Annotated in this window: 22 protein-coding genes and 3 tRNA genes; 6 read left to right on the top strand and 19 right to left on the bottom strand. The window is 69.0% G+C overall.

Features of this window, described 5'->3' with window-relative positions; genetic code table 11:
* Entirely contained in the window at positions 1–1,104 is a 1,104-nt protein-coding gene (locus tag VKT83_09230) for a Zn-dependent alcohol dehydrogenase (protein ID HLY22636.1), read from the bottom strand.
* 207 nt (positions 1,105–1,311) lie between these two features.
* Here VKT83_09230 and VKT83_09235 point away from each other — a divergent pair, with 207 nt between their 5' ends.
* Positions 1,312–1,455, top strand: a complete 144-nt coding sequence (locus tag VKT83_09235; protein ID HLY22637.1) for a hypothetical protein — start codon at positions 1,312–1,314, stop codon at positions 1,453–1,455.
* A 120-nt stretch (positions 1,456–1,575) separates the two neighbouring features.
* A complete protein-coding gene (locus tag VKT83_09240) occupies positions 1,576–2,850 on the top strand; it encodes an ArgE/DapE family deacylase (protein HLY22638.1) in 1,275 nt (424 codons plus the stop codon).
* Between the two features lie 65 nt (positions 2,851–2,915).
* Here VKT83_09240 and VKT83_09245 read toward each other — a convergent pair whose 3' ends face one another.
* From VKT83_09245 to VKT83_09260, 4 genes are all read right to left on the bottom strand, one after another.
* The gene (locus tag VKT83_09245) at positions 2,916–3,224 is read right to left on the bottom strand and encodes a hypothetical protein (protein HLY22639.1); all 309 of its coding nucleotides are present in this window, start codon (positions 3,222–3,224) and stop codon (positions 2,916–2,918) included.
* A gap of 96 nt (positions 3,225–3,320) precedes the next feature.
* Positions 3,321–3,554, bottom strand: a complete 234-nt coding sequence (locus VKT83_09250; protein ID HLY22640.1) for a hypothetical protein — start codon at positions 3,552–3,554, stop codon at positions 3,321–3,323.
* Positions 3,555–3,825: 271 nt separating this feature from the next.
* A tRNA-Arg gene (locus tag VKT83_09255) sits at positions 3,826–3,902 on the bottom strand.
* A 56-nt stretch (positions 3,903–3,958) separates the two neighbouring features.
* A tRNA-Leu gene (locus VKT83_09260) sits at positions 3,959–4,048 on the bottom strand.
* Between the two features lie 65 nt (positions 4,049–4,113).
* On the opposite strand from VKT83_09260, the gene VKT83_09265 reads away from it, so the two are divergent.
* Positions 4,114–4,189: transfer RNA gene (locus VKT83_09265), tRNA-Lys, on the top strand.
* 32 nt (positions 4,190–4,221) lie between these two features.
* On the opposite strand, the gene VKT83_09270 is transcribed toward VKT83_09265, so the two are convergent.
* From VKT83_09270 to VKT83_09300, 7 genes are all read right to left on the bottom strand, one after another.
* A complete protein-coding gene (locus VKT83_09270; GenBank protein HLY22641.1) occupies positions 4,222–4,476 on the bottom strand; it encodes a UBP-type zinc finger domain-containing protein in 255 nt (84 codons plus the stop codon).
* Positions 4,477–4,530: 54 nt separating this feature from the next.
* Positions 4,531–5,427, bottom strand: coding sequence for a DUF5996 family protein (locus tag VKT83_09275; protein ID HLY22642.1), 897 nt, complete (start codon positions 5,425–5,427; stop codon positions 4,531–4,533).
* Positions 5,428–5,528: 101 nt separating this feature from the next.
* Positions 5,529–6,341, bottom strand: a complete 813-nt coding sequence (locus VKT83_09280; GenBank protein HLY22643.1) for a hypothetical protein — start codon at positions 6,339–6,341, stop codon at positions 5,529–5,531.
* 85 nt (positions 6,342–6,426) lie between these two features.
* Positions 6,427–7,131 carry a succinate dehydrogenase iron-sulfur subunit gene (sdhB, locus tag VKT83_09285; GenBank protein ID HLY22644.1) on the bottom strand — a complete coding sequence of 235 codons (705 nt, stop codon included), beginning with the start codon at positions 7,129–7,131 and terminating at the stop codon, positions 6,427–6,429.
* Positions 7,128–8,876, bottom strand: a complete 1,749-nt coding sequence (locus VKT83_09290; GenBank protein HLY22645.1) for an FAD-binding protein — start codon at positions 8,874–8,876, stop codon at positions 7,128–7,130. Before VKT83_09290 ends, sdhB begins: the two co-directional genes overlap by 4 nt.
* Entirely contained in the window at positions 8,873–9,472 is a 600-nt protein-coding gene (locus VKT83_09295; GenBank protein HLY22646.1) for a fumarate hydratase C-terminal domain-containing protein, read from the bottom strand. The genes VKT83_09290 and VKT83_09295 overlap by 4 nt, the downstream gene beginning before the upstream one ends.
* 15 nt (positions 9,473–9,487) lie before the next feature.
* On the bottom strand, positions 9,488–10,384 hold the full coding sequence (locus tag VKT83_09300; GenBank protein ID HLY22647.1) for a fumarate hydratase: 897 nt from the start codon (positions 10,382–10,384) through the stop codon (positions 9,488–9,490).
* A gap of 193 nt (positions 10,385–10,577) precedes the next feature.
* On the opposite strand from VKT83_09300, the gene VKT83_09305 reads away from it, so the two are divergent.
* A complete protein-coding gene (locus VKT83_09305) occupies positions 10,578–11,495 on the top strand; it encodes a VOC family protein (protein ID HLY22648.1) in 918 nt (305 codons plus the stop codon).
* Here the strand turns inward: VKT83_09305 and VKT83_09310 are convergent.
* The 4 genes from VKT83_09310 to VKT83_09325 all read right to left on the bottom strand — a co-directional run bounded on the left by VKT83_09310 (position 11,492) and on the right by VKT83_09325 (position 14,667).
* On the bottom strand, positions 11,492–11,926 hold the full coding sequence (locus tag VKT83_09310) for an STAS domain-containing protein (GenBank protein HLY22649.1): 435 nt from the start codon (positions 11,924–11,926) through the stop codon (positions 11,492–11,494). The two genes, VKT83_09305 and VKT83_09310, sit on opposite strands and share 4 nt — an antisense overlap.
* A gap of 354 nt (positions 11,927–12,280) precedes the next feature.
* Positions 12,281–13,285, bottom strand: a complete 1,005-nt coding sequence (locus tag VKT83_09315; protein ID HLY22650.1) for a dihydrodipicolinate reductase — start codon at positions 13,283–13,285, stop codon at positions 12,281–12,283.
* Between the two features lie 144 nt (positions 13,286–13,429).
* Positions 13,430–14,074, bottom strand: coding sequence for a sigma-70 family RNA polymerase sigma factor (locus VKT83_09320; protein ID HLY22651.1), 645 nt, complete (start codon positions 14,072–14,074; stop codon positions 13,430–13,432).
* A 5-nt stretch (positions 14,075–14,079) separates the two neighbouring features.
* Positions 14,080–14,667 (bottom strand): TetR family transcriptional regulator C-terminal domain-containing protein, encoded by a 588-nt coding sequence (locus VKT83_09325; GenBank protein HLY22652.1) that lies wholly within the window; start codon positions 14,665–14,667, stop codon positions 14,080–14,082.
* Positions 14,668–14,858: 191 nt separating this feature from the next.
* Here VKT83_09325 and VKT83_09330 point away from each other — a divergent pair, with 191 nt between their 5' ends.
* Entirely contained in the window at positions 14,859–15,968 is a 1,110-nt protein-coding gene (locus VKT83_09330) for a PQQ-binding-like beta-propeller repeat protein (GenBank protein ID HLY22653.1), read from the top strand.
* Here VKT83_09330 and VKT83_09335 read toward each other — a convergent pair.
* The 3 genes from VKT83_09335 to VKT83_09345 all read right to left on the bottom strand — a co-directional run bounded on the left by VKT83_09335 (position 15,965) and on the right by VKT83_09345 (position 18,827).
* Positions 15,965–16,564, bottom strand: a complete 600-nt coding sequence (locus VKT83_09335) for a TlpA disulfide reductase family protein (protein ID HLY22654.1) — start codon at positions 16,562–16,564, stop codon at positions 15,965–15,967. The two genes, VKT83_09330 and VKT83_09335, sit on opposite strands and share 4 nt — an antisense overlap.
* The gene (locus VKT83_09340) at positions 16,561–17,820 is read right to left on the bottom strand and encodes a GH116 family glycosyl hydrolase (protein ID HLY22655.1); all 1,260 of its coding nucleotides are present in this window, start codon (positions 17,818–17,820) and stop codon (positions 16,561–16,563) included. Before VKT83_09340 ends, VKT83_09335 begins: the two co-directional genes overlap by 4 nt.
* A gap of 308 nt (positions 17,821–18,128) precedes the next feature.
* Positions 18,129–18,827 (bottom strand): DUF881 domain-containing protein, encoded by a 699-nt coding sequence (locus VKT83_09345; protein HLY22656.1) that lies wholly within the window; start codon positions 18,825–18,827, stop codon positions 18,129–18,131.
* Between the two features lie 259 nt (positions 18,828–19,086).
* On the opposite strand from VKT83_09345, the gene groL reads away from it, so the two are divergent.
* A complete protein-coding gene (gene groL / locus VKT83_09350; GenBank protein ID HLY22657.1) occupies positions 19,087–20,724 on the top strand; it encodes a chaperonin GroEL in 1,638 nt (545 codons plus the stop codon).
* Positions 20,725–20,759 lie beyond the last annotated feature (35 nt).

Genomic DNA, 20,759 nt, shown 5'->3' on the forward strand with positions numbered 1-20,759 from the left:
TTAGAAGACGACGACGCTGCGCGCCACCTCTCCCCGCTCCAACGCTTCGTAGGCCGTGTTGATTTCCTCGAACGGATACGTGCGCGTGAGCAGCTCATCGAGCTTGAGGCGGCCGCCGCGATAGAGGTCGATCAGTTTCGGAATGTCGACCCGGGGACGGCTCGACCCGTACACGGAGCCCGTGAGCACCCGTTCCTCGAACACGAGCGACATCACGGGGACCGAGACTTCAGTCGTCATCGGCGTCACGCCGATGATGACGGCCGTGCCGCGCTTCGCCAGCACGTCGTAGGCCTGCCGCATCACCCGCGGCACCCCGATCGCCTCGAACGCGTAGTCCACGCCCCGGCCCCCGGTGAGCGACCGGATGCGGACCACCGGATCTTCGGCCGACGCGTCGACCGTGTGGGTCGCGCCGAACTGCCGCGCGTACTCGAGTTTCCGCGCCAACACGTCCACGGCGACGATCGTCGCGGCGCCGGCCAGCGCGGCCCCCTGGATCGCGTTGAGCCCGATGCCGCCCGCGCCGAACACGGCGACGCTCGTCCCCGGCCGGACCTGCGCGGCGTTGACCACGGCGCCGACGCCGGTGATCACGGCGCAGCCGAACAATGCCGCGCGGTCGAGGGGCAGATCGTTCGGGATCTTGAGCAGCGCCTTCTCCGGCATTACCGCGTACTGCGAGAAGCTCGAGACGCCCGCGAAATGCTTGAGCTCGGTGTCGCCGAGCGCGAGGCGCGTGGTGCCGTCCGGGAGATAGCCCGTCATGCGGACCGCGGTCCCCGACGGACACAGCGCCGGGCGGCCCGCCGTGCAGTACTCGCATTCGCCGCAGCTGAGCCGCCACAGCGGGATCACGTGGTCGCCCGGCCGGAGCGACGCGACGCCGGGGCCGGTCTCTTCGACGACGCCCGCCCCTTCGTGCCCCAGGACCGCGGGCAGCGGCGCGAAGAGATGCCCCGTCATGACGTGCAGGTCGCTGTGGCAGACGCCGGCGGCGGCCATGCGGATCAGGACTTCCCCCGCCTTCGGCGGCCGGACCTCAATGTCGTGGATCTCGAGCTTCCGGCCCGCTTCAAACAGCACCGCGGCTTTGGACTTCATCGGCCGAGCCTCCCTGGACGCGCGCGGATGAGGATCGCAGCCCGCCGCGTGGGGGGTTCACCCGGACCACCGGAACCGCCTGCAGGAGGCCGCGCGGCAACGCGCGCGGCCGGAGGTCCTGCGCAGACGGGGCAGGAGGCCGCGCGACGTTTCTGAAGACCGCACGAGGTGCACGCGCCGAGAGCGCCGGCACCCGGAAGGGAGCCGATGACGGGCACATCGCGGCGACGGAGGTCATCCCGCCGGCACGTCGGCGCGTCGCCGATCGGGCTGGGGTACACCAAGCCCAACCATTATCTGGAGATGGCCAGGGCGCTGCGGGAGAACCGCGATCAGCTCTCCTATGCCTAGCTGCGGGGAGCCCGACTACAACGCGGTCTGCGAGGTCATCCCGCAGGGGCCGGCCGCGGGGCAAACCCGGCCGGGCGAGGAAGGCCGCGGCGTGCGGCGCGCGCCTTGACCCCGGAGCGCGTGTCCGCGGTAACGGCGCGCATCGACGCGCTTCGCGACGCGCTGATCGAAGATCTCGCCGCGCTGGTGCGGATCCCCACCGTCGTCGGGCACGAAGGACCCGGCCAGGCGTGGATCGCCGAGCGCTACCGGGCGCTCGGGCTCGAGACCCGGCTCCTCCCGGTCGATTTCGACGCCGTGAGGCGCCACCGCGCCTACTGCGGCTGGAAGGCCGAGGCGGCCGCCTACAAAGGCCGCCCCAACGTGATCGGCGTGCTGCCGGGCGACCCGAGCGCCAAAAGCCTCATCCTGAACGGCCACATGGACGTCGTCTCCGCGGAGCCGGAGTCGCGGTGGACGTACGGTCCGTGGAATCCGACGGTCGTGGACGGCCGCATGTACGGCCGCGGCGCGAACGACATGAAGGCCGGCCTCGTCGCCAACTACGTCGCGCTCCGTGCGATCCTCGACGCCGGCCTGCGCCCGCGCGGCACCGTGCAGCTGCATTCGACGATCGAGGAAGAGGCCGGCGGGGGCGGCGGCGCGCTGGCCGTGCTCCTCGCCGGCCACACCGCGGACGGCTTCATCGCGACCGAGCCGTGCGCGCACCGCATCCGCATCGGCAACGGCGGCATCATGTACTTCCGCGTGCGGGTCGAGGGCAAGACCGCGCACGCCGGGAACGCCCACCTCGGCGTCAACGCCGCCGTCAAGACGGCGCCGATCCTGCTCGCGCTGGGCCGGCTCGACGAGGCCCGCGCCCGGCGGCACGAAGGCTCGCCGTTCGCGGACGGGTCGCGCGGCCGCGCGTGTCATCTCAGCGTCGGCTCCGTGCGCGCGGGCGACTGGCCGTCAACGGTCGCGGGCTCGGCGGAGATCGAGGCGCGCGTCGGCTACCTGCCCGGCGAGACGCGCGAGGACGTGCGGGCCGAAGTTGAACGGGCGTGCCGGGACGCCGTGGCCGGCGATCCCTGGATGCGCGAGCATCCGCCGGCGATCGAGTGGTTCGGCTGGGACGCCGAGCCCTGGCAGGAAGACGAGCGTCATCCATTTATTACGACGCTGCGGGAAGCCGGCCGCGACGTGCTCGAACATCCGATCGAGACGTTCAGCCGCACCTCCGGCGTCGACTCGCGCTTCGCGCACTACTTCGGGTTCCCCGGCGTCTGCTGGGGCCACCGCGGCGACAACAACCACGGCGTCGACGAGTGGACCGACCTCGACAGCGTCATGCAGTCGACGAAAGTCATCGCGCTGATGATCATGAGGTGGTGCGGGGCTGTGCCGGGGACTTAAGCGAAAAGGAGGACCGGGAAGCCCCGGTCCCCCTTGGCATGGCAGCCGTAGATGGCTCCTACAGGCTACCTAGCCTTGACCAGTTCCCCTGCCAGCTTGTGGCCGATCACTTCGCCCGTCGTCACCGACGCGGCAGTCGGCAGCGTGCCCGGATTTTTCCTGACCCACTCCGCTGCCACCCTGTTCGATTCCTCAGCGCCGGTTTTGTCCTGAAAGAGGCTCGTAGAGAACATCGTGCCGTCTCCAGCGTCCGTGAAGTAGTACCCGACGAACCCAGGGACCGCGCTGATCAACGGCATGAACGTCTCGCGGACATGCCGTCCAATCTCGCGGGGATGGGATACCTTTTCGTAGCGGCGGACACTCGCGTGCATGGCTCCTACCTCCGTCTCTTCATAGGGAGTCGATCTGTCCAGCGGTTCGTGGTGCGGTGGTACCGTTATCGAGTGAAACAAGGACAGGCCGCGGCATCACAGCCGCTGCCGCGCCAAGTAATCGCGGCCACGGATGGTGATCAGGGCTCGTCCCGCTCCCTTGACGTGCCTGTTCCACGCCACCAGCGCGTAGTCCGCGCAATAGAGTAGATGGCGCTCCACCACATCTTTCGCCAAGTCGAGATTCTTCGCCAGCGTCGCACTATCGGTGCCGTGCGGCTCATCGCGGACCAAGGCCAACACGCGGTTCCGGTCATCGTCTATGGCCACGGTGATCCTCCTTGTCTCAGTTGGACAGCACACCATAAGCCGGGGTCGGTCACAATCGCTGTGACCCCGGAGTTGCACGTGCGCCTAAGATTTCTTGCAGGGATCAACGGGAGCCCGAGGCACGGATGATGGGCTCCCCGACTCAGCCTTGCCCCGAGTAGTGAGCCTCCGAGGCGCCAATCCTTGGGGACGGATTGTTCGGGAGCCACACGGAAGAGAGGAGAACACGCTAAGTATGCGCTTACTCGCGCATGAACGCAAGGACGATAATTGGTGCGCCCGGAGGGACTCGAACCCCCGGCCCGCTGCTTCGAAGGCAGCCGCTCTCTCCGACTGAGCTACGGGCGCGCGACGACGGCGTTCCGCCGCCTGGTCCCCGCAAGGGGACGACGATCGATCCAATGTGGTGCGGGCGGAGGGATTTGAACCCCCACGAGCCTCGCGGCCCACCAGGTCCTAAGCCTGGTGCGTCTGCCAGGTTCCGCCACGCCCGCGGTCCGACGCGTTCCGATTTTACGGCCGCTTGTCGGTCGCCGTCAAACACGCTAGAATGACGCGGGGGCCGTTAGCACAACTGGCAGTGCAGGGGACTCTTAATCCCAAGGTTGTAGGTTCGAGTCCTACACGGCCCACCATTTCTCCGATCAGCCGCCCGCGTGCTGCGTTCTCACAGGAACATTTCGTCCACGTAGCACCAGCGCCAGTTCTCACCCGGCTCGAACGATTGGATGATCGGATGCCGGACGGCGTGGAAATGCTTGGTGGCGTGACGGTTCTTCGAGTCGTCGCAGCAACCGACGTGTCCGCACGTGAGGCACAGCCGGAGATGCACCCAGGTGTCGCCCATCTCGAGGCATTCCTTGCACCCTTTGCCCGACGGGGTCACGTTGTGTATTTGATTCTGATGCGTGCAGGTCGCCATACCGCCTCCGGGACGTCAGCCGTCGCTTCTTCGATAACCGCTACGCCGGCCGTCCTATCGAAATTCCAGGTTCTCGCGGTCCCAGTGTCCGAGCGTCGCGGCCACCTCGTATGTACTTTGCAGAAAGTCCAGCACGACGGCCCGCGGGTCTTCCGCGGATCGCACGTCATCGTACATCAGTATGAAATTGGAGAACTCTTTATTGTAGGACGCCGCGGCGGGGCGGATGCGGGCCTCCTTGAAGCCGGGCGGCTCGGGCGCCGCGTACGAATAAAACGCCGCACCGGTCACGCCGCCGCTCCCGGGCCAGAAGCCGCAGCTGCTCACTTCGTGCGAATATCCTTCGCGGGTCATGGAATCGGCGCCCGCAATGGGCGGCGCGCGGCGGCCCGAAAAGCGCGTCACGGCCAGATCGAAGCCGCCCCAGAAGAAATGGACCGGACTCGCCTTGCCGACGAACCGCCCCCGAAACTCCTTGAGGATGGTGTCGGCCCGCAGCAGGATGCGCCAGAATCGATGCGCGTACGCCGCATCGTACGCGGCGTGCCGGGTGTCCTCTTCAAAGCGAATCGGGTTCGGGTACTCCGATGGCTTCGTCCAGATCCTGACATCGATCGCGAGCCCCTGGAGCGCCCGTATCACGTCGTGATAGAAATCGGCAACCGATCGAGGCCGCAGCGCGATCGTCTCGGTCCGTCCGTTGCTCGTCTGAAGCACCAGGACGTGATCGATGAAATCGAAGGTCGCGTCGAAGGTGCCGTCGCCGTATGGGATCGGCGTCGTGGTCAGGCCGCGCGACGTCAGGTAGAAGGGCACCTGCCACCAATGATTGACGTGCGGCGTGAGTTTGAGGCGGATCTTGCCGAGGATCTGCGTCCACATGTGCAGCGTATCGCGCGTCTCCTGCCATGCCTCGAGGGGCAGCGCGGGCCATGCCTCCGTCCCGTCCATCGAGAGTCCTCCTAACCGGCCGAGTCGCACCCTGCCTTCCGTTACGCGGCCTTCTCTCCTGCCCTGTCTCGCGCTCTCCCTCGCTGAAACCGCCTGCGCGGCTACGGACGCCAGCCCAGCAGCACCGCGAGCGCCGGCAGCGACAGCGACACCGTGAGCACCACGACCGCCACGAACGACGGCGCTGCCGCGGCCTCGCCGCGGCGATCGAGGACCTCGAGCGTCATGAGGCGCAGTCCGTCCAGCGCGTGGTACACGACGGCCGCGACCAGCCCGACCTCCATCGGGACGAGGTACGGCATCGCGTAGGCCGCGACCGTCCGGTCGTAGAGCGCCGGCGCGAACGGGAACAACGCGACGTCGAGCACGTGCAGCAAGAGGAAGCCGAGAATCCCGGCGCCGGCGGCGCGGTTGAGCGCGAACGCCCACTGCCCCGAATAGCTCCAGCGGCCGATCGGCTCGCGCCGGGTGATTCGCCAGATCAGGACCGCGACGGCCGCCGCCACGCCGGCGTAGGTCGCCGTGGCGACGGCGACGAGGCCGCCGACCAGCGCGGCCGGGATCCACGTCTGCGAGGACAGCGGTCCGGCGTCGCGGTGGACCGGGGAGCCGGCGAGGACGGCCGCGGTGCCGAGGGCAAGGAAGCCGGCCGCGGCGGCGCCGGCCGCCGCATCCAGGGCCGCCCGCGCGCCCGCGCGCCGGACGACGTCCCGCACCATGCCGTGGACGCCGGCGACGCCGTGCGTGAGCGCGAGCAGAAGCAGCGTCCAATCGAACACGCGCCAGGCGCCGGCCCCGTCCCGCGGGCCCCAGCGCGCGGCGACAAACGCGGAGGTCGTCGCGGACGGCGCCGAGGCGTAGTGCACGACAAATAGATGGATGAACACGAGCGCGACCATGAGCAGGCCGCTCACCCGGAGGTAGTACCACGCGAACGACTGCCGGACCCCGTCTGCGCAAGGCCTCCGGCCGCCTTCGCGCCCTCCTGCCGGCCGCGGCCTATCGATGGACGGCGCCCTTTCGGAGCAACTGAATAGAGAGCAGCGGGTTCACGCCGACGGGACAGGCGGTGACGCAGTTGCCGACGCTGTGGCAGCCGAAGACGCCGCCGTCCGCGGCCACGCGCCGCAGCCGCTCGAGCCCGGCGCTGTCGCGGGTGTCGGCGGCGACCGCATAGGCGCGGTTGAGCGCCGCGGGGCCGAGAAACTCCGGGACGATGCCCACCACCGGACACGCGGAGTAGCACGCGCCGCAGGAAATGCAGTCGATCTGCCGGTTGATGACCCCGCGCACCGGATCGCCCGGGGGCACGACCGCGGGCTCGGGCGCCGCGCCGATGAGCGAGCCTGTCTCGCCGACGTAGAAAGGATCCACCGCCCGGTACTTCTCGAAAAACGGACCGAGATCCACCAGCAGGTCCTTCGTCACCGGAAGCGAGCGCAGCGGCTCGACGCTGACCGGCCCCCTCAGCCTCTCGAGGCGGCGCTGGCAGGCGAGGCCCTCGCGGCCGTTGATCACCATCGCGCAGGATCCGCACATACCGGCCCGGCACGAGTACCGGAACGCCAGCGTCGGGTCGAGGGACTCGAGAATCCAAAACAGCGCGTCGAGCACGCTCATCATGGGGCGCGCCTCGACCGCGTAGGCCTGCCAGCGCGGCCGGCGGTCCACGGCCGGGTCGTAGCGTCTGACGCGAACGATCACGTGCGGGCGGCTCCCGGCCGGCCGGCTCCCTGCTCCCGCGGCGTCTGCACGTCGGCCGGCCTGAGGCGCGGCAGGCGCACGGGCTCCGTCCACGGCTCGCGTCCCGCCGCCTGATGGATGTTGACCAGCCAGTGCGCGTCGTCGCGCTCGGGGAAATCCCGCCGCGCGTGGGAGCCGCGGCTCTCGCGCCGGTACAGGGCCGCCGCGACAGTGAGCCGGGCCGCGGTGAGGAGGTTGCGGACGTCGAGGACCTGCTGCCATGCCAGGTTCGCGCGGACCCCGGCCGGAGCGCCAGCACGCGCCAGCCGGTCCTCGAGGCCGCCGATCGCATCGAGCGCGCGCCGGAGTCCGGGCTCATCGCGCACGAGCCCCGCGTCGAGCCACATCGTCCGCTGGAGCGCGTCGCGGATCGCGAAGGCGCTCTCGCCGGACCCGCGGCCGAGCGGCCCGGTCGCGGCGCGGTGCGCTTCCTCCGCCTCGCGCTCGTCCAGGGGCGCGTCGGCACCGGCGGCGCACAGATCCGCCGCGGTGAGCCCCGCGCGGGTCCCGAAGACGCACGACTCCGCCACTCCGTTGCCGCCGAGGCGGTTGGCGCCGTGCACGCCGCCCGAATCTTCGCCGGCGACGAGCAGCCCCGACATCGCCGTCCGGCACCCGGGGTCGATGCGCACCCCGCCCATGTGGAAATGCGCCGTTGGGGTCACTTCCACCGGCCGCCGCGCGAGATCGTAGCCGACTTCCGCGCAGCGCCGCGCCATCCCGGGAAAGGTCCGGAGGACGAACTCGGCGCCGAGATGGGACGCGTCGAGCAGCACGCCGCCCGCCGGCGTCCCGCGTCCGGCCATGATCTCGAGGTAGCTCGCGCGGGCCACGACGTCGCGCGTCGCGCGCTCCATCCGCTCGGGATCGTAGCGCGCCATGAACCGCTCGCCCTGCGCGTTGAGGAGGTGCGCGCCCGCGCCGCGCAGCCCCTCCTCGAGCACCATGCCCGACAGGCGCGACGCGCCGGCGAGCAGCCCTGTCGGGTGGAACTGCATCATCTCCATGTCGATGAGGTCGCAGCCGGCCCGGTACGCCATCGCGTACCCGTCTCCGGTCTTCTCGAGCGACGGTGCCGAGAACGTGTACATCCTCGGACCGCCCCCGGTCGCGAGCACGACCACCCGCGCCTGCGCCAGGATGAACTCCCCGGTCGCGTGCCGGAGGAGCAGCGCCCCGGAGATTCCGCCTCCCGGACGGTCGTGGATCAGGTCGACCGCGCGGGTCTCGTCGAGGAGAGCAATGTCGCGCGCGAACAGCTGGTCGTGAAGGCGGCTCACGATCTCGATGCCGGTCAGGTCGCCGCGATGCACCGTCCGGTCGAACGACTGGCCGGCGAACGCCTTCTGGTGGATGCGCCCGTCCTCGCGCCGGTCGAAGAAGACGCCGATCTTCGTCTCGAGCCGCCGGACGATCTCCGGCGCCTCGGACACGAGCACCCAGGCCAGCTCCTGGTCGTTCAGGAACTGGCCCCCAAGGATCGTATCGCGGAAGTGCAGCTCGGGCGAGTCCCGTGGATCGAGGGCGGCGTTGAAGCCGCCCTGGACGAGGCGGGTGCAGCCGCTCTTTCCGATCGGGCCTTTGCTGGCGACGACGATGCGGAGGCTGGGAGCGGCATCGTAGGCGTGCAGCGCGGCCATGAGCCCGGCGCCGCCGCTGCCGAGAATCAGAATGTCACACCGCAGCGTCTCCCACGGCGCCGTCACGGAGCGAGTCCCAGCTTCGCGTAGATCTCGGCGAGGCGCGCCTGCGCGGTGCGGGCGACGTCGCGGTACAGGCTCGCGCCTTCCGAGTCCATCGCGACCGTCAGCGGCCCGAACGCCCGCACGCGGAACTCCCACAGGCACTCCGGCATCAGGTCTTCCCAGTAGACGTGCTCGATCGCCTCGACCTGCTCCGTCTCCACCGACGCGGCGCCGCCGACGATCGCGAAATACGCGCCGCCGAACTCGCGGAACGCGGCGCTGCTGTCGTCGCCCAGGCCGCCCTTCCCGATGATCGCGCGGACGCCGTAGTCGTGCAGGAGCCCCCGCGTGAAGCGGTCCATCCGCGTGCTCGTGGTGGTGCCGATCGTCATCGGCTCGTAACCGCTCGGCGCGGCCGCGGACCGGCGGACGTTGGGCGCGACGTGCAGCAGCACGCCGCCTCGGAGGTCGGCGGGCGGCGCCTGCCCGCGGTCGAAGATCCGGATCAGCGTCGCGTCACGGATCCCCCAGATGATCCCGTCGAGCGTCACGCTGTCGCCGGCGCGAAGGCGCCGGACGTCATCTTCAGAGAGCGGCGTCCGCAGCCGGTAGTCCATCGGCGGCTCGCGGGCTCAGTACCCGATATCGACGCGCCCGTCGGCGTAGACGCGGGCGCGCCGGCGTTCGCCGCGCCAGCACTGCATGTTCACGGCGACGGGGTTGAGCGTGATGTGCGTCCAGGCGGTCTCGATGTGCACGTCCAGCACGGTCGTGTCGCCGCCGAGCCCCATCGGGCCGATGCCCGTGCTGTTGAGGGCGTCCCGCAGCTCCACCTCCAGCGCGGCGGTCTTGGGGTCGGGATGCCGCTGCCCGACCGGACGCAGCGTCGCCTTCTTGGCCAGCGTCATGCAGAGGTCCGACGAGCCGCCGATCCCGACACCGACGATGGTCGGCGGGCACGGCCGCCCCCCGGCCGCCACGCAGGTCTCGAGGATGAACTTCTTGACCCCGGCCTCGCCGTCCGCGGGCAGCAGCATCTTGAGGAACGACATGCTCTCCGAGCCGGAGCCCTTCGGCATCATCACGATGTCGATGTGGTCGATCGCGCTCGAGAACTCGATGTGGAAGACGGGGATCCCCTCGCCGCTGCTGGTCTGACGATTCTCGCGCGCGATCGGCGACACGATGCTCGACCGGAGGGGCGTCTCGCGCGTCGCCCGCTCCACGCCTCGCCGCAGCGCGTCCAGCATCGCCGCCCCGTCGACCGCGATGCCCCGGCCGATCGTGATCCAGAAAATGGGGATGCCGGTGTCCTGGCAGACGAGCGTCTGCTTGCGGTCGGACACCTCCATCGCGCGCAGCATCGTGTTCAGCATGCCGCGCGCACCCCGCTGCGTCTCCCGCTCGGCGGCCCGGCGCAGCGCGTCGCGCACGTCGGGAGGAATGTCGATCTGGGCCTCCACGTACAGCCGCCGCCCCAGGTCTTCGAAGAGCGCGTCCGCGTTCACGAGCGTCGCAGTCCCATCCATACGATCACTCCGGCGTTACCCCAATGACGTCGGCCCGCACCTGACTGCGCGGGGTTCTGCTGCCGGAGAGCACGCTCCTCCTGCGGCGGGCACGGGATTCGCAGGCCCCCGCTCGGGCGTTGACATAGTTGACAGACAGATGGGCCGCGGAGAACCGCGTCCTCGCGGACCACGACGACCGGACGGTGCGTACATGCGGCTCGAAGGCATCCACCACATCACCGCGATCACGGCCGACGCGCGGCGAAACTTGGAATTCTACACCGGCGTGCTCGGGCTGCGGCTGGTCAAGAAATCGGTCAACCAGGACGACCCGACGGCGTACCACCTGTTCTACGGCGACGAGGACGGCAGCGCCGGCGCAGACCTCACGTTCTTCGAATACCCCGGCGTCGAACGCGGCCGGACCGGCGCCGGCATGGTGCACCGGATCGTCTGGCGCGTCGCCTCCGGGACGGCCCTGGCGTTCTGGGCCGGACGGCTGCGCCGCGCGGGCCTCGAGGTCGCCCGCGAGGGCGATCATCTGCGGTTCGACGATCCGGAGGGCCTGGGGTTCGAGCTGCGCGCGGTCGAGACGCAGGACGCGCCGCTGGTCGCCCGGCATCCGGAGATCCCCGCGGACGTCGCGCTGCGGGGGTTCGACGGCGTCCGCGCCTACAGCGTGGAGCCGGAGGGGAGCCGTACCTTCCTGGAAGCAAGTCTGGGGTTCGCCGCGGCCGGATCCGGAGGGTTTGACGTGCGGGGAGAGCGCCGCGGATCCTTCTACGCCTACGACCCGGCCCCGCGTCGAGGCAGCGGCGGCGCCGGCACGGTTCACCACGTCGCGTGGGCGTCGCGGTCCGAGGATCACGAAGCGTGGCGCGAGCGGGTATCGCGCGGCGGCGGCCACCCCACCCCGATCATCGACCGTTTCTATTTCCGCTCGATCTACTTCCGGGAGCCGAGCGGCGTGCTCTTCGAGATCGCCACGATCGGTCCCGGGTTTGCGGTCGATGAGCCATTGGAGCGTCTCGGCGAATCGCTGTCGCTCCCGCCGTCACTCGCGCAGCTCCGCGCCGAGCTGGAGCGCGTGCTCACGCCGCTCCCGAACCCGCGGCGTTCCGCCGGCTAATTGCCGCGCTGGAAGTACGCCTGCCCCGCCGCGAGGGATCCCACCACCGGGATGACGGTGGTAAGTTCAAGCACATCGAAGAGCCGGCGGACGTGCGGGCGCAGTCCCGCCACCGCCAGCCGCGCGGGATTGGCCTCACCGGCGCGCTTCAAGATGCCGAGCCCCGAGCCGTCGATGTATGTCACGTCCGCCAGATCGACGATGGCCCGCGCGCACCAGAGAAACGCCGTGGCGACAGCGTCGGCGAAACGCGGCGCGGTCGCGATATCGACTTCGCCCTCCACGTGGACCACGGTGGCTTCCGAGAGCGTCTCCAGCCAGCAGTAAAGCGGCGCGCCGCCTGCCGCGCCGGCGATGCGGTGCCGCCTGACCATGCGCAGCGCGCCGCCGCGGACACGTACAAACGTATACAGCGGGAACGCGGGAGGCACGGCGTCATCAGTGTCACGGGGGCCGGACGGCCGCCGGCCCGCCGGTTCGATCGCGCGAAGAAGCCTGGCGTACGATGCCGCACATTCAATGCGCGCTTCCTGATACCGGTACGACAGCCTGGCAAAGCGTTGTTGGTTCCGGAGAACGTCGGCCAACAGCTCCATGGTGGTCATCGCGCCCCCCCCGTGCCGCCGTCCGGATCGGACGGCGGATCACGCAGCCTTCAGCCGCGCGGCCCTTCGGGAACTGCGTCGCTGCGAGGTTGGGTGCGATGGGTTCGATGCGCCGGTTCGCGGGGCGCCTCCGGGCTCCTGCCTGCCGACGCCGAACTTAGGCGCCAAGCACAGCGGGGATCACCTCCCGCCGAAGAACGAGGGCAGCGGCATGTCGCGCATCGTGCGCAGGCCGGGGGGCGCCAGGAGGATCTTGGGGATCGTGTTGACGGCGATCGAGGCCGTCACCACGTCTCCGTGGAATCCGCCCTGCACCCGCGACGCGAGGTTCGGATGGCCGGTGATGGTCACCGCGTCGTACGACTCCGGCGCGCCCAGATACGCTTCCATGTGCAGCGTAATCAGAGGGGAACCGTTCTTCCCGTATCCGATGCCGTCTTGGATCAGACCGCAGACCTGGCCGGGCTGCACGGTAAGATACTCGCTGGCCACCCGGCTCTCGGCCACCTTGGGCGCGATCGTGTCGGTGATCTGGCCGAGCTTCCAGCCCAGCGCGTCGGCGATCATGGCGATGGACTCCGTCAGGCCGACGTGGCGGACGGTGCCGGCGGCGACGCGTTCCTCGAACGCGGCGACGCTGAGACCGGCCCCGATCTTCTGCTGAAACGGCAGCCGCCGGATGCCGGCGTCCTGGATCCGGTCGACGCGGACCGCTTCGACACGCTCGCAGGCGGCGGTCAGCACGATGGGCAGCGTATCCATAACGAAGCCGGGGTTGACGCCGGTGCCGACGACCGCCACCTTGGCTTTCCTGGCGAGCGCGTCAATCCGTTTCGCCAGCGGGCGGTTCGTGCGGTACGGGTAGGCCAATTCTTCCGTCGTCGAGACGATGGGGACGCGAAGCCTGAGCACCGTCTCGATCTGGGGCATCGCGGACCGGAGAGAACTCCGGGTACACAGCACCACGACATCGGGTTTGGACTTCCGGATCGCCGCGGCGGGATCGTCCGTCACCCGCACGCCGACCCTCCGGTCCAAGCCCGCGATGTCTCCGAGGTCCTTGCCCACCTTCGCGGGATCGATGTCGATGCCGGCGACAACCTTGAAGCCCTTGCGGGCCGTGACCTGCCGGAGTATCCCGATGCCGATGGGGCCGAGCCCGTAGTGCGCGACACGAATGGCCATCTCCGACCACCCCCCGTGAATAATCCGTCACGGACGGTGCGCCGTCAAGAAACTCCACGCCGGCTTCAATTACATGGTGGCCGGCAGCGGAACGGACGGCAGGGTGTGCGCCGCCGGCGTCGGTGGGTCGTGCGCGCGCCGCTGTTAGTTGGGTCGATCCAAGCCGTGCGTGCGGCCGTATCCGGCGAGGGCCTTCCGCATCGCGCGGCGCCCGCGGAACAGCCGGCTCATCACGGTGCCGCGGGGGATGCCGAGCGTGTCGGCGATCTCTTGATAACTGAAGCCCTCGAGGTCGGCGAGCACTACGCACGCCCGGAAGACCTCCGGCAGCTTCATCAGCGCATCGCGGACCTCCGCCTCCATCACCGTGTCGGCCACGAGGGTCTCCGGCGTCTCGTGCACGACGAACGCGGGATCCTGTCCCTCCATCTCGTCCACGGTCGGCACGGTGCGCGTCGTCGCGCGGTAGCGGTCGATGTGCGCATTGTGGAGGATCCGGAACAGCCACGCCTTCGGGTTGGTGCCGGCGCGGTAGGTGTGCAGCGACCGCCACGCGCGCAGAAACGTCTCCTGTACGAGGTCCTCGGCGTCCTGAGGCCGGCCCGTCAGCCGCAGCGCGGTGCGGTACAACGCGTCGAGGTGGGCTTTTACCATCTCCTCGAGCAGCGCCGCTTCCGGCGAGACCCGGGTGTCCGGGATCGACGGCGCAGGATTGCCGAGCCGTCCGCGCGGCAGCAGCGTCCGTACCACGTCGTTCTGGTTCGTCTGCGCTTCGCGTACTTGTTCCACGATGTTCACCTGCTCTCGAGAAGTATCAGCGTCGCCTGCGCCGCCCGCACCGGACCCGCGTGACCGTAGGCCTTGCTGAGCAGCACGGCGCCTTCAACCTGGCTCACCAGCGCGGTCGCGATCCGGTCGACGTCGAGGTCGGACCGGAACTCGCCGCTGCGGACGCCGTCGTGAAGGCAGACCACAACGGCCGCCTCCCAGCGCCGGAACAGCCCGCTCAATCGCTCGCGAAACTTTGGATGATCACCGGCGAGCTCGGCGGCGAGATTCCCGAAGGGACACCCCCGCCGGCAGGCGTCGGCTTCGAGCCCGTCGGTGATCGCCGCGAGAAACTGTTCGAGGCGCTGCCGGGCCGGACGCCGCCTATCTTGAAGCGTTCCCTCGATCGCGCTTACACGAAACCGCTCGGCCAGGTGGTCGAGCACCACAAGTCCCAACTCTTCCTTACTGGCGAAATGGTAGTACAGATTGCTGCGGCACACCCCGCTCGCGGCGATGATCTCGTCGAGGGACGTCGGCTGGAAGCCGCGCTCATGAAACAGCCGCGCCGCGGCCTCTAGGATACGCTCCCGATTGCCACAATCTCGTTTCATTGTCCCCGGCGTCCGCGTGCCGCCCACGCCGATCGTGCCTCCCTAGGACCATTCGAACCTAGGACTGATCCGTCCTAGTCAATCTTAAGTGTTCGCCTAAACAATGTCAACGGTCGCTGCCAGGCGCAGAGTTGTGCTATCGTGGGCGATGTCCGATGAGAGCCTGGCGATCCGGCCTTCTGCCTGCGGTAATGACGGCCCTGGCCCTAGTTGCAGGTTGCACCCGACCCCTCACCACCCGTCCCGCCGGCCCGCACCCTGGACCAAGCGGTGCCCGGCCGCCGGCCGCGGCGCCGGCGCCATCCGTCTCCTCGCTGCCCTGGGGGAGCCGGGAGCCGAACAAGTACCTGCCCGCCGACGTCCTCATCGCGGATGCCGCGAACAACCGCATCCTGCTCGTCACGCCGGACAAGCACATCGTCTGGCAGATGCCCGAGACCGGGCAACCCTCCCCGCTTCGGGACGACGATGACGTGTTCTTCGGACCGCACTGGGACGAAATCATCACGAACGAAGAGGACCATCATCTCATCTCGATCATCGACTTCAAGACGCGCAGGATCGTCTGGTCCTACGGACATCCCGGGGTGCCCGGGACCGCACCGGGGTTCCTGAACACCCCGGACGACGCGTTTCTCTACGATCGGGACGGCGGCCTGATCACGGTGGCGGACATCAAGAATCAGCGGATCCTGTTCATCGACCGCGGGACGAAGCGCATCGTCAAACAGTACGGGCACACCGGCGTCATGCGGATCGCCCCGCCGGCTTACTTCTCAGCCCCAAACGGCGACTTTCCCGCCCCGGACGGCGGCATGCTCGTCACGCAGATCAACGGGAACGACGCGATCCTGCTCGACCGCGACGGCCGGGTCGTCTGGACGCTGCGTTTTCCTGGGACCCTCTCGTATCCGTCCGACGCCAACTTCACGCCGGACGGCAACGTGATCTGCGCCTTCTATACAAATCCCGGCGCCGTGGTGTTGATGTCGCCCGCCGGCACGCTCTTGTGGCGGTACCGCGTCCTCTCGGGCGAGGGCCGGCTGAACCATCCGTCGCTCGCCGTGCAGCTGCCCAACCGCATGGTGCTGCTCAACGACGATTTCAACCACCGCGTCATCGTGATCGACCCGCAGACGAACAAGATCGTGTGGCAGTATGGACACACCGGAGTCCCGGGCAGCGCGCCCGGTTATCTCAACGTCCCCGACGGCGTGGACGTCCTGCCCGCGGGGGTTACGCCCGGGGTCCGCGGTTCGATCGGACGCCACCTCTGGAGCTACCCGGGCAACGGCTACTAAGGCACCGGGCGGCGGCCGGCCAGCACCGCGTCCACCGCGCGGCGCCAGACCGCGGGATCGAGCTGCTCGCCGGGGAACTTGCCCTGGATCCGTCCGTCCGCGTCGATGAAGAACGTCTCGGGCACCCCCGTCGTCCCAAACAGCCGGCCCACGCTGCCGTCGGGATCGCGCAGGTTGAGGTACGTCACTTTGTACTGGGCGAGAAACGCGCGCGCGGGGGATTCGAGATCCTGCGTATCCACCCCCACGACGAGCAGGCCGCGGGACCGGTAGTCGCGCGCCACGCCGCTGAGCAGCGGGGCTTCTTCCCGGCACGGCACGCACCACGACGCCCAAAAGTTGAGGACCACCGCGTGGCCCCGCAGATCGCGCAGCGCCACCGCGCGCGGCGCGGCCGCGCCGGCCTGCGGCCGAACCGCGTCCCCCGCCGGCAGGCTCTGCAGCACCAACGCCGGCACGGGCGGCGTCTCTCCGCGGGCGAGGGCCGCCCCGATCGCGAGGGCGCGATCGCGGCGCACGGACGCGGCGGCGAGAAGCGCCACCAAGGCCACGACCGGCAGCAGCAGCGCGGCCCAGCGGCCCAAGCCGCGGCTCACGGCGCCGCCGTCATGGCGGTCCGCGGCGACTGCGCGCTCACGAGCCCCAACGCGTGCAGCGCGTACACGTAGAAGGCGGCATTCCAGACGAACGGCACCTCGGACGAATAGAACCGGCGCATCAGCGGAATCCCGGCCGGCAGGTACACCTCGTTGACCGCTCCGCTGCGCACGTACCACTTGCCGATCCGCTCGAGATCCCGCACCGCGCCCTCGCGATCGCCGAGCCGCGCCTTGTTGACCGCGTTGAGCGAGCCGAGCCACGGCCAGATGAGCGTGCGGTGGTAGTCGGGAATGCCCGCCAGATAGTACATCGGATACACCTGCCACCACGGATAGACGGGATCGCAGGTGCGAAGCGGCGTGCCGGCGTCGAGGCCGCGCGCGGCGATGTAGGCAAGAATGCGCCGCGCCTGTTCGTCGGTCGCCGCGCCGAAGAAGACCGCGGCGACGTTGCCGTCGGACGAAAACGCGCCGCGGCGCGGACCGTGCACCCAATCGACGAAGTAGTCGCCGTTCCAGAAAACCGACTGCAGACGCGACGCCACGGCGTCCGCCGCCTGCGACGCGCGGCCTCCCGCCTCCGGGTCGCCGAGCGCCCGGGCCAGCGCCGCGAACGCGCGCAGCGCCGCATAGTACAGCACGTTGATATTGAAGACCTTGGTGCGCTTCATGATCGAATCCATCCAGTCCGCGAGGTAGTGCGTCTCGAGCAGGCCGTCCTCGTCGCGGTCCTGCGTGCGCAGCCAGCCGAGCACCCGGTCCGCGGCGGGCAGGAGCCGTTCGCACACCCCGCCCTCGTTGGTCCGAAGAAAATACTCGTGCACCGCCAGCACGTAGACCGCCGCCGTATCGACGGGATCGCGGAAGATCCCCCCCGCGCGACCGACCACTTTCGGGCGGCTGCGCAGCGTGTTGTAGCCGCTGAGGTGGTGGCCCACAAATTCGACGCGGACGGGGATGCTGCCGGACGACGGCTGGTAGCGCGCAAACATCTCGAGCTGCGCCCGGGCCTGCGCCGCGTCGCCGAGCGCCAGGGCGCCGAACACGGCCCACAGCCCGTCGCGCGCCCAATAGGCGTTGAATTTGAGCCGGCCCGCCACGATGCCGTCGGGATTGTAGCACGCGCGCAGATCGCGTACGGCGATGCGGTAGGCATGCAACAGCGTCTCGGTCCGGTCCGCGCTCCCGGCCGGCACCTGACCGGCGCCACTATCATCAGCGCCGGCCGCGCCGGCCTGATCGTCTGCCATCATCTCCGCTGAAGGGGTTCGGATGGGTACGAGACGGGCCCTCCCTCGCTCGGACGAGTAGGCGGCGGAGCCGGGGCCGGCCATTGACAGTGTCTCCCGCGCATGCTACAGTTTGCTCCCGTCTCGACGAGGGCGATCCGCAAGGCCCGGACGCGGTTTACAAGAGTACGACACAGTTCGGGCCCAAAGCGCGGATGCGTCCCTAGGGCGGGGATATCGGCGGCTGTGACAGCCAAGAGCGAGCGTGCACTCGCACTCGGCGGCGGCCGCCGATCGTTTTGGGCGCGCCCCGGCGAACGCGCGCACGGATCCTAGGGCGGCCCGGCCGGACGGGCGTAGTGGAACCCGGTCGGCGCGTCCGACGGCGGGACGTCGAGGTGGGCCGATCGCGAGATCGTCACGTTGAGCCCAACGCCGTCGAGACCGTCCACGATCCCGCCCCGCACGAGGAGCGCGCCTTCGAGCGTCGCGGGGTCGCCGATCGCCACGATCTTGAAGGGGTCGCGCAGCACCCACCGGCGGACCCGCACGCCGCCCCGAGCCGCGGCGAAACCCTCCACGGCCAGGACCCGCACCCCGTTTACGGACATCGCCTCCGCACCGGCGGCCCACAGTTCGTTCACCACCGCGGAGAGATCCTGAGCCTGCGGCGTGACCACGCGCCGCGGCGAGGCGGCCACCGTCACGACGAGGCCGGGGCCCCCGACCGGCTGGCGGCCGAGCACGAACGACAGGTCGGTCACCTCGCGCCGCATTTGCGCGGTCATGCTCTCGCCGCCGGCCTCCGCTGTGCGATAGTCGTCGAGCTTCTTTCGAAGAGACGCCAGTTCGTCGCGCAGGCTGCGATCCGCCTCTTGCTGCCGGCGCAGCAGCACGCTGAGATCCTCGAGGCGCCGCGATGGAAGCGCCGCGCCGGCCCTCAACGCCTGGTTGGCGCGAATCTGCAGGACGAACAGAAACCCCGCCAACAGCAGCAGAATCGCGAAACCGACCTGCCACTGCCGCTTCACCTGCTCTCTCCCACTGCAGCGTCATATGAATACGGCCCCACCGCATGGGAGTTGACCATCTCCCAGGCAACGGGGTCCACGTATAGCTGATAACGGGAGAAAAACCGTGAAATCTCAAGCATTGACGATATAATACGCTAAAATTGGGCTTTTCTTCAATCTCATGTTCTTGATATGGCACGCTAATCTTACGAGAATGTAGTTGGTTAGCACTTCAGCCCTGAGAGTGCTAAAACACCAGAAATGGGGAGGAGCCGGTATGCCCGCAAAGTCGCTGTTGTATGACGAGGACGCGCGTAAGGCGCTCGAGCGCGGCGTCGAGAAGGTCGCCAGCGCGGTGCGCGTGACGCTCGGCCCGAAAGGCCGCAACGTCGTCCTCGAGAAGAAATGGGGATCTCCGACGATCACCAAGGACGGCGTCACGGTGGCGAAGGAGATCGAGCTCGAGGATCCCTACGAGAACATGGGCGCGCAGCTCGTCAAGGAAGTCGCCAGCAGGACGAACGACGCCGCCGGTGACGGGACGACCACCGCGACGGTGCTGGCCCACGCGATCGTCAAGGAGGGCCTCAAGAACGTCGCCGCCGGCGCCAACCCGATGATCGTCAAGCACGGCATCGACAAGGCGGTCGACGCGCTCGTGGCCGAGCTCAAGAAGATCAGCACGCCGCTCGAGGGCAAGGAGCATATCGCCCACGTGGCGAGCATCGCCGGCAACGACCCCGAGATCGGGCAGATCATCGCCGAGGCCATGGACAAGGTCGGCAAGGACGGCGTGATCACGATCGAGGAGTCCAAGGGCATCGAAACGGCCGTGGAAGTGGTCGAGGGCATGCAGTTCGACCGCGGCTACATCTCCCCGTACATGATCACCGACGCCGAGAAGATGGAAGCGGTGCTCGAGGATCCCTACATTCTCATCACCGAGAAGAAGATCAGCGCCGTCAAAGACATCGTCCCGCTGATGGAGAAGGTGATGCGGTCCGGCAAGCCCCTCGTCGTGATCGGGGAAGACGTCGAGGGCGAGGCGCTGGCGACGCTCGTCGTCAACAAGCTGCGCGGCATCCTGCCGTGTGTCGCGGTGAAGGCGCCCGGCTACGGCGACCGGCGGAAGGCGATGCTCGGCGACATGGCCGTCCTGACCGGCGGCAAGGTCGTGAGCGACGACATCGGCATCAAGCTCGAGAACGTGGAGATCGAAATGCTGGGCCGCGCCGCCAAGGTGCGGGTCGCGAAGGAAGAGACCACGGTCATCGAGGGCAAGGGCGCGCGCAAGGACATTCAGGGCCGCATCGCCCAGATCAAGAAAGAGATCGAGACGACCACCTCCGACTACGATCGCGAGAAGCTCCAGGAGCGTCTCGCGAAGCTCTCCGGCGGCGTCGCCCAGATCAAGGTCGGCGCGGCCACCGAGACCGAGCTCAAAGAGAAGAAGCACCGCTTCGAGGACGCCCTCAGCACCAGCAAGGCCGCGGTCGAGGAGGGCATCGTGCCGGGCGGCGGCACCGCGCTGCTCAACATCGCGAAGGCCCTCGACAAGGTGGACGCCGACGACGGCGACGAGAAGATCGGTGTCTCGATCATCCGCCGGGCAATCGAGGAGCCGGCGAAGTGGCTCGCCGCGAACGCGGGCGTCGAGGGCGCCGTCATCGTCGAGCACATCCGGGCTCAAAAGCCGGGCGTCGGCTACAATGTCGCCACCGGCAAGATGGAGGACTTGGTCAAGGCCGGAATCATCGATGCGACCAAGGTCACGCGCCTCGCCCTCCAGAACGCGGCGAGCGTGGCGAGCCTGCTGCTTACGACCGAGGCGCTGGTCGTCGAGAAGCGCGAGAAGAAGAAGGCCGCGGCGCCGGCTCCGGGCGGCGGCTACAATCCCGACGACATGGACATGTAGGATCGCCGGACGCCGCGGGCAGGCGGCGGAAGGTG

Source organism: bacterium (assembly GCA_035308905.1).
In the GTDB taxonomy this organism is placed as follows: domain Bacteria; phylum Sysuimicrobiota; class Sysuimicrobiia; order Sysuimicrobiales; family Segetimicrobiaceae; genus DASSJF01.